Source organism: Microcoleus sp. N9_A2 (genome assembly GCF_036701775.1).
Taxonomy (GTDB): Bacteria; Cyanobacteriota; Cyanobacteriia; order Cyanobacteriales; family Microcoleaceae; genus Microcoleus.
This window is the reverse complement of sequence record NZ_JAUBRH010000022.1, coordinates 55,711-65,386: the sequence shown is the minus strand read 5'-3', so window position 1 is coordinate 65,386 and position 9,676 is coordinate 55,711. Positions and strand designations below refer to the sequence as shown.

Genomic DNA, 9,676 nt, shown 5'->3' with positions numbered 1-9,676 from the left:
ACTCCAACTCCGGCAACGACTCCAACTCCGGCAACGACTCCAACTCCGGCAACGACTCCAACTCCGGCAACGACTCCAACTCCGGCAACGACTCCAACTCCGGCGGCGACTCCGAGTCCATCACCATCACCGGGGACAACTGCGAGTCCAACTCCATCACCGGGGACAACTGCGAGTCCAACTCCATCACCGGGGACATTGCCGACACAGGTTCCGAGTCCGAGTCCGACTCCGACTGCCGGCGGGACAACCCCGAGTCCGAGTCCTTCGATCGTCCCCACTCCAACTGCTGCGCCCCCAACTCCTCCGCCTTTAGGCGGCGGGCCGACTCCGCCGAGTTTTACATCTCCGACTCCTAACCAGCCGCCGATCGTGGAAGCTGGCAAGACGGTGACTGGTTTGCAGAATTTGCCTTTGTCTCTGAGCATTTCGGCGCCCAGCGACCCGGAGGGCCAAGCGCTGGCGATCGCGGTAGTCGGACTTCCCAATCCTACTTTTGGTCAGGTAATTACCGGTACGAGCCCCCTCACCGTCAACCAAAAGTTAACCGTTCAGGATTTACTTGGGCTGACATTTCAACCTGGAACAAACGTGATCGGGCAAGCCGGTTCTTTCAGCTACAGCGTAGCTGACGACCAAGGCGGCACGGCAGCAGCGTCAGTGGCAATTAACATCAATTCTTTTGATACCTCCGTAACTGTTCCAACTCTCCTGCCGCCGATTGCTGTCGGTGACGGCATCGTATTTACGAGTACGAATAATTTGCTGCCGACTTTCATCGACGTGCTGGCGAACGATTTCAGCCTGCAAAAAGGGACGCTCAACATTATCAATGTCAGCACACCGCAACTCGGAATAGCTGTAAATCTTGTCTCTCAAGTGCAATTCATCCCCGGCAACGTAGCGGGTACAACTGCTTTCACCTACAGCGTTAGCGACGGATTCGGGACAATTCCGGGCGTAGGTACTATCACCGTTCAAATCTTGTCGGCAGATAGCGGGCCTAACAATTTGGTTGGGGGTTCTTTGCCGGACAATTTGAACGGTTTGGCGGGCAGCGATACTGTTGATGGTCAAGGCGGCAACGATACGATTAACGGCGGTTTGGATAACGACGTGCTCGTAGGTGGCCTCGGTGCAGATACCATGACGGGAGGCGGCGGCAGCAATCAATTCCGCTATACCAGCCCTGCACAAGGTGGGCCGGCTTTTGATGCGGCTTCTTCGGCGGCGATCGAGGCTGCGATCGCAGCGGGCGGATACGATGTGATTACTGATTTTAACGGTCTCGGTGTGCCGATCGCCGATCAGTTTAATTTTGCCCCCGGATTTGCGAATCTGGGCGGTAACACCCAAGTTCTACTAAATGTGCAGACAACTGTTTCTGCAAATATTCTGGGAGGAAGTGCTTTCTTGTTTGCCTACGATTCCGGCGGCAATACTTACATCATTTATGACGGCAATGGCAATAACGTCACCGGCAGCGATTCTCGCATTTTGGCGAAGTTAAATGGTGTAACTGGCGTTACTGCTCTTTCGGAATTTGACTTGACGTTTATCTAGAGTTGACAGTTGACAGTTGATAGTTGATAGTTGACAGTTCACTGTTTATACGAAATCCGGGTTATTTGAACCCTTTGTGATTCGGCGGTTGAAACCTCTTCTTGTCAAACGAAGTCTGCCTCCGCAGACTAAGAGATGAAGGGGATATGTAAGTCGGATTTGGTATCAGTGGATAGTTGACCGTTGTCAATAGATGGTTGTCTGTTGTCAGTCAACTGTCAACTGTCAACTGTCAACTGTCAACTGTCAACTGACTAAATCTGATTTTCCTCAGAAAAAAGTCCCAACAAAGGGCCGAGAATAGCGCCGAAAACAAAGCCGCCGGCGTGGGCCCAGTAGGCAACTCCCCCGGATTCCATGCCGACACTTGCCGGGGCATTCAAGGAAGCCAGGCCGCTCAATGCTTGCTGTGCAAACCAAAATCCTAGAAAGAAGAAAGCGGGGACTCTGACGGTGGTAATGAAGATTCCCAAGGGCAGCAATGTTAAAACTTTGGCTTGGGGATATCTGAGAATGTAAGCTCCCATGACGCCTGCGATCGCGCCGCTAGCACCTAGGGACGGAATGGCAGATGCTGAGGAAAAAAACCACTGAGTTAGTGATGCTAAAACGCCGCAAGTAAGGTAAAATATTATAAATTTGACGTGTCCTAAACGATCTTCTACGTTGTTGCCAAAAATCCACAAAAATAACATATTGCCGGCAATGTGGAGAAAGCCTGCGTGCAGGAATTGGGAGCTAATTAGCGTCGTCCATTCGGGAAATGGCGAAACTGGCAGAGCCACCCGACACATATTGCTTAACTGGCAAGGAACTACTGCCCAAGAGTAGAAAAAATCCGTTAATTGTCGATCGCCCAAACTGAGTTCGTACAAAAATACTAATATGTTTGCCGCAATCAGCCCGTAGGTGACGTAGGGAGTGATAGTAATGGGATTTTCATCGCGTAAGGGAACCACAGCCTTTTTTTCCTCATCAAAATATTGGCAACACAGTAGCGCATTTATAGCCCAGGTGTCTCCTATCTAAAGGAAGAGGGAACAAGTTAATCGATTTTAGATTTTAGATTTTAGATTTTAGATTAAAGAATTGAATAATTGAATAATTATCGATTAAAGAATTAAAGAATTAAAGAATTAAAGAATTAAAGAATTAAAGAATTGAAGAATTGAAGAATTGAAGAATTGAAGAAAGAGACTTTACGGATGTATCCGGGGGCTGGTTATCGGATACTATATTTTTTATTTCTGCACGGATGAACCCGGGGACTTGTACCGCCCCCGGTTGCCGCAAGCTTCCTTCAAACCCGCCGTTTCCCGCTGAAACAAAAATAAAACCCATTTAATAAAACCCTCCACCTTGCAGTTAGTTGAATATCCGCTTTTTAGTGTTGGGTTTTATTTTACCGCAAAGGCATATATTGTAGGATTGCAGATCAAGTTTGTAGTTGCGATATGGGTGCGGGTTTTCACCTCTTAACAAAACTACAAACTTATTTATCCCCTTGCTGATTACATTTTTACAGCAGGGCTAGTCGAAGGTTTAGGCGACTTAATGTCCTGGGAAACTGCACGGGCACGGAAGAGTTTAGCAACGGCTTGCTCGCACTTGGACAAATCCGCTTCTATCTCTGTAAAAATGGCAGTTGATACCGGATCTGTGAACTTCGCCCGCAGGTTGTTGATATCGACAACACCGGTTTGCAAATCACCGAGAGTGCTCCGCAGTAAGAACGTTTCATCAGTTCCTTGCATTGAGGCTTTGAGCTTAGCATATTTGTCAGCAATTTGGGCAGGAATTGAGGGTTTTTCACCAAAATCGTTGAGGCGACTTTCGAGAGCGATGATGTGGTGCTGTTTATTTTGAATCATTTCTGTCAGGAGCGATCGCAAATCACCATCTTGCGTTTTTTCCGCATAATGCTGAAAGGCTTCGCAAGCATAGCGTTCCCCTGCGAGGGCAGTATTCAAACCTTTCACAATATCGCCCTGTGTCGAGCCACCCCAAGCATTAGCTAACTTCCACCATTCTGCATTTGTGTCACTTTCTTCTGGCAAGCCGACTTCTTTGCCGCCGTAACCAAGTCGAGCTAAAATTGCCGTGGTAAATATTGCTAAATCTCCCGGTTGGCGGGAAGTTATCAAGTTGCCGTCAACTACTAAAGCTTCGTTGATGTAGTTAGCTCCGGCATTAATCATGTCTGTTTTAATTGCCAAGAAACCTGTGGCTTTTTTGTCTTTTAACAAATCGGCTTCAATCAAAACTTGCGGGCCGTGGCAAACAGCAGCGACGATTTTTCCTTGTTCAAATGCTTCTTTCACAAAGCGTACTGTATTGGGATTAGTCCGCATTGTATCAGGAGCCATGCCGCCGGGAATTATCACTGCATCGAATTCTGCGGGTACTGCTTCTGTGGTAGTTCCGTCAGCCTGCTGGGCAACTTTTCCTTGTTTCCCTGCATACTTTTCGTTTGTCCGCGAACCAAGGACAACTACTTCAAACCCTGCTTGTTTTAAGGCGTTGTAAGGAACTAAAAATTCGGAATCTTCAACTCCATTTTCGATGAGTATGGCAACTCGTTTTGTGTTGCTACCATTATCGGTTGTCATAATCAAATTTCCTCAGACTATCTTTTTATCTAACCATAAAGGATTTATGATGTTTTTAGCGTCTTGCTAAAGTGATAAATTAGTTTGTTTTAAAAGATGTCAGCGTGAGCCTTGAGAGGTATTTTACAGTAATTGCCTCAATGCACATAAGAGGCTCCGTTAATATCGATCGTTGTCCCGGTAGCGTGCTGGGCTAAACCAGAGGCTAAAAAGGCGATCGTATTGGCGACATCTTGAGGAGGAGCGATTTTGCCGATCGGGATATCGCGAATAATATCAGCTTCGCCAAACTCCCGAATAAACTTATCTGCCATTTCTGTACTGACAAATCCCGGTGCAACTGTAAATGCCAAAATATTATCAGCCGCAAACCCTCTAGCAATGCTGCGAGTTAAAGCAACAACAGCACCTTTTGATGCGGCGTAGTGCAGATAATTCGGGTCATCGCCGCGAAAAGCAGCGCGACTTGCTATATTAATAATTGTACCGCCACTGCGAGTTTTGAAATGCAGAATTGCTTGCCGGCACAAGTCGGCAACAGCAACTAAATTAACTTGTAGAGTTTGCTGCCAAGCTGACGACCAAATATCGAACTCGTCCTCTACCCCCGCTGACTGCATAATCCCGGCATTGTTAACTATAATATCAATATGATCGCGCCATTTGACCGCATCTCGCCACAAACTCGCAGCCGCATTTTCCAGCATTAAATCTGCAGGTAATAAATAACAGCGATCGCGCGCCACACTTGCTGCTACCGCTTCAGCTTCTTTGTGACTGCGACAGTAATGCAAAATCACCTCAGCCCCAGCATTAACCAGAGTCCGCACCGTCACTGCACCAATCCCTTTCGAGCCACCAGTTACTAAAATTACCTTTCCGGTTAAATCAATCATTTCTGTCTCTCTTTTCTCTTTCTCTGTGGCCTCTGCGCCCTCTGCGGTTAATAAAAAAAATAAATCCCCTTCACGCCAAAAATAGGATTGCTATATGATACAGCACATTCCATCTAATGTGTATGCCATTTCCTCATGCTGATGGATATCTGCAATATACCTCTCCAAAAACTTCCAAATCCTTTCCCATGTTGGTGGTTTCTATTGGAAATATAGCCACTGGTTACAGCACTATAGCTTCTTTGTCCTTAAACTCGATAACTACAGTGGATTCGGCAGCAAAGGTCGAATCAGCTCCATAATTCGATCAGAATTAAAATTATTGATATAATCGGTTAGTGCCTTGGACAAACTTGCTTTGGATTCTGGAATTTGTACAATTAATTCATTCATAACTTCGGTATCGAGATAGTAAGCGGCTTGATACATTTGTTCTAACCACTGAGGGGGCATCATGGATAGATATTCTACAGACACCGTTTCAACTAATTGTTTTTGTGGAGTTTGTTCTACGACTGCGTAGATATATTGCACTCCCAAATATTTAGCAATTTTGTCAAAGATGTCTCTCTGCTGAAATGGCTTGCTTATAAAGTCGTTAAAGCCAGCCATCAGAACTTTCTCTCGCTCTTCTTCAAAAACACTGGCAGTTAAAGCAATAATGACAGTTTCTTGGCTCTTAGGGCATTGTCTAATATATTTAATAGCAGTGTAGCCATCCACGATCGGCATTCGTAAATCCATCATAATCAGGTGCGGCAGCCAACTCTCCCACAGCGAGAGTGCCTCCATTCCCTGTTTTGCCTCTCTTACCTCAAAACCCACCAAGGTAAGGCTCTCAACTAACAAGCGGCGATTTTCTTCTAAATCTTCAACAACAAGAATGCGGTAACTTTGTTGTCCGGGAGCTAAACCAATTACTCTTTGATTAATTGATTCTGGGGGTAAGGATGCTGCTTGAGGTAACTGTACACCAATCTCAAATGAAAAAGTGCTACCTCGGTTCAAAGTGCTTTTAACGCAAATTTGACCGCCCATGAGTTTGACGAGTTTTTGACTGATCGCTAAACCAAGCCCGCTGCCTTGACTCAAATTATTTCCAGCTTGGGCTTGCACGAATACCTTAAATAATTTATCGATTTCTGCGGGCGCAATTCCCACGCCTGTATCCTCAACTTCAAAACATAGGTGACAGGATGTTTCGTCTCTTTGGGTTGCTCTTACTCGTAGGGTGACGCTTCCTTGCTTGGTAAACTTAATCGCATTACCGAGTAAATTTGTTAAGACTTGATATAGTTTTTTCTCATCATTATTCACAAATCTGGGTAGATCGGGATATTGCTCGACAACTAGCTGTAATTCTTTAGATTGAACTCTAAATTGCAGCATTTCTTCAATAGATGTCAGCAAATTTGTCAAATCAAAGTCAGAAGGATTGAGTGTCATCCGTCCGCTCTCTATTTTGGATAAATCTAAAATATCGTTAATCAAGTCCAATAAATGTTTACCGCTACGATTCACAATCTGTAAACGTTCTTGAACAGAAGGAGTCAGATTGCTCTCATAGCTCATCAATTGCGTGAATCCCAAAATAGAGTTGAGGGGGGTGCGGAGTTCGTGGCTCATATTGGCTAGGAAGATAGTCTTGGCTTGGTTTGCTTCATTTGCCTGCTGAAATTCCAACTCAGCTTGTTTGCGATCGCTAATGTCAATTAAATATCCCAAGATTTCTACTGGTGTACCTGAAGCATCTCGAATTAGCCTAAGCTGAGCGAGCATCCAGCGATAAACCCCATCGGAGCGACTCAAACGGTATTCGTGGAAGTAAAAATCATTAACGAATAGATTTGCTAACCCATTAACCACTGGTTCTACATCATCTGGGTGTAAGTGATTCACCCAAAATTTAGAATCTTCTAAAAACTCCCTGCTTTCGTAGCCCAATACATCTTTGATATTTTCGCTGATGAACGTTGCTCCATAATCGCCGGCAGGTTTACTGCTAAAAATGACAACGGGGCTGTAGTTTAGAAGAAAGTTGAGGCGATTTGTGGTAGCGTGCAAGGCTTGCTCAGCCAGTTTTAGCTCTGTTGCGTCCTCCTGAACGGCAACATATACAGTTCCGTATTCAGGATGTTCAAACATGGATGTATGAACTCTGCACCAAAAGAGAGTTCCATCTTTCTTTCTATTGTGGACTTCATATTTCGCTTCCCCGGTCTGTTCAATTTGAGTGACAATATCTAGAACGGTTACATCTGGTGTAACGTTTGTATCGACATAATTCAAGACACTAACGGATTGACCTGCAAGTTCGCCCTCTGCGTAGCCAAACATAGCGTCAAAGGTAGGATTGGTGTAGACGATCGTGAGGTCTGAGGCTTTGACCAAACACACTCCTCCTGCCATGTTATTCATGATAATACTTTGAAGTTCTAGCGTTTCTTGAGCTTCTTTTCGAGCGGTAATTTCTTGAATTTGAGAAATAAAATGCAGTGGATTTCCCTGTTCATCTTGTACTAGCGATCCATTAAGGATAATCCAAATAATATGTCCTTGTTTATGGAAATACCGTTTTTCTAGTTGGTAAGTTGAAATTGTTCCTGATAATAGTTGATGTGCATAACTAAGATCCAGGTCTAAATCGTCAGGATGGGTGATGTCTTGGAAAGTTAACGCTAACAACTCTTCTGAGGAGTAGCCAAGAATCTGACATAAGGCAGGATTGACTTTAATCCAGTTCCCATCAAGTGAAACGATCGCCATCCCGATCGAGGCATCTTCAAACGCATGGCGAAACTGCTCTTCACTGTTTCGTAAAGCCATCTCAATTTGTTTGCGATTTATTTCAGCTCGTTTGCGCTCTGTGATGTCGCGTTTAATTACAGAACACCCAATAATTTGGCCTCTTGTGTCCTTCAGAGGTGATATGGTACAAGATATGTGGATAAGCTGTCCATCTTTGCGGACACGCACGGTTTCATAGTTTTCAATCGTTTTTCCTTGTCGAATCGTTTCTAGGATTTTTTGTTCTTCGTAGGTAAGATTGGATGGAATTAGAATGACAATCGATTGTCCTATGATTTCTTCAGCCTTGTAGCCAAAGATTTTTTCTGCTGCATTGTTCCAGCTTAAAATGATGCCGTCTAATGACTTGCTAATAACTGCCTCACCAGAGTATTCCACAATCGCTGCCATGTGAGCCAGTGATGCTTCTACTTGCTTGCGATCGCTAATATCGCGCAGAATAACGGTAAACACCGTTTCGTCTCCCATTTCCAGCCTAGAAATAGAGGCTTCAGCCGAAAACTGCGTTCCATCTCGACGACGACCCAAAATCTCGCCTCGTTCTCCCATCTTTCGCGCTCTGGTAGAAGAGTGTGCAAATTGTTTGATATGCTGCGGATGTGCATCTCTAAACTGTTCTGGCAGCAGTAAATTCAGTGGCTCCCCTAAAATATCCTGCATTTTATAGCCGAAAATCTTTTCTGCCCCTTGATTAAACAGGGTAATGCGTTGAGTGCGATCGACTGAAATGATTGCATCATTAGCGATTTCTAGAATTCCCGCAAAACGAGCCTGCGATTTTTGTAAAGCATCTGTTCGTTCAGCCACAAGAATTTCTAAGGTTTCGTTAAGTTTTTTAATTTCTGCTTCGGCTTGTTGGCGCTTGTAATCTATCTGGTTTAAAAAGCGAGCCGTCCCCAAGATGAGAGTTGAGAAGGAGAAAACCATAACAGTTGAACGCAATGTATGGCCAAAATTAGCGTTATACCAGCCTAAATTTTGTCCCTGAAGAGTCAACCAGTTCAGTGTGACTGGAAAGGTGATCGCCCAAGGCAGCAACAACCGAACCATTACTCCGCCGACCAGGGGGCTGGTTACTACTTGCATTAATCCTTCCTTGGGGCGAAGCAATAAAATTCCTCCATAGAGGATGAAAAAAGTGGCGATCGTATTTAGGGGTTGAGTCGTCGTAATTGTGACCAACCGTTCAAGAATATCGACATTGAATAAGTGTGTAAATAAAGCTAGTAGAGAAATTAAAGCTGCAACACTACTAAAAATCTGAGCCAACCAAGTATCTCGTTGGGAATTTTGTCCTAACAGTAACAACCCTACTCCCATCAGCACAAAATTTAGGGCGGTATGGACTCCCATTCTTCCCGGTTCAGGAGTCGCTGAAGATACGAAATCTCGGAAAAGCCACTCATCAATACCCAGCTTCCAACCAAAAATATACTCGCTCAGCGTCAGCATACCGATGATGATTATGAATCCTGCCATGCCTTGAGCGATGCGATCGTCGAGTCTGGTTCTTTGGTACTGCAACAATCTCAAAGATACTCCAGCCAGCAAAAAGCAAAGTGCCGTGTTTGCTTTCATGCTCGAACTCATACCGGGAAAACCACTTTTGAGTAGGGAGATGTCAAATTGCCAACCCAGCAGCACGAGACACCCGATCGCAATCACGAGTAAGCTTGCCATTTCAGAAATGCGCTTGTTCATAAATCGGCTGCTTGGGTTGAAATACTCTTCTTCTGATGTTAGGCGAAGCGAAGAAGGGCAACCACGGGGGACTGCCCCTAACCGAACTATTCAGATTTT

The 9,676-nt window shown here is 45.0% G+C and carries 5 protein-coding genes; 1 reads left to right on the top strand and 4 read right to left on the bottom strand.

Features of this window, described 5'->3' with window-relative positions; translation table 11 throughout:
- The coding region (locus QUA44_RS15185) for an Ig-like domain-containing protein (RefSeq protein WP_445243669.1) at window positions 1-1,563 on the top strand (1,563 nt) is incomplete at its 5' end.
- Between the two features lie 254 nt (window positions 1,564-1,817).
- Here QUA44_RS15185 and QUA44_RS15180 read toward each other — a convergent pair.
- The 4 genes from QUA44_RS15180 to QUA44_RS15165 form a co-directional block, all read right to left on the bottom strand.
- Window positions 1,818-2,522: a rhomboid family intramembrane serine protease gene (locus QUA44_RS15180; RefSeq protein ID WP_333252181.1), complete on the bottom strand. Its 705-nt coding sequence runs from the start codon at window positions 2,520-2,522 to the stop codon at window positions 1,818-1,820.
- 552 nt (window positions 2,523-3,074) lie between these two features.
- On the bottom strand, window positions 3,075-4,172 hold the full coding sequence (locus tag QUA44_RS15175; protein WP_333252180.1) for a DJ-1/PfpI/YhbO family deglycase/protease: 1,098 nt from the start codon (window positions 4,170-4,172) through the stop codon (window positions 3,075-3,077).
- Between the two features lie 137 nt (window positions 4,173-4,309).
- Window positions 4,310-5,068: an SDR family oxidoreductase gene (locus QUA44_RS15170; protein ID WP_333252179.1), complete on the bottom strand. Its 759-nt coding sequence runs from the start codon at window positions 5,066-5,068 to the stop codon at window positions 4,310-4,312.
- A gap of 261 nt (window positions 5,069-5,329) precedes the next feature.
- Window positions 5,330-9,577, bottom strand: coding sequence for a PAS domain S-box protein (locus QUA44_RS15165; RefSeq protein WP_333252178.1), 4,248 nt, complete (start codon window positions 9,575-9,577; stop codon window positions 5,330-5,332).
- Between the last annotated feature and the right edge of the window lie 99 nt (window positions 9,578-9,676).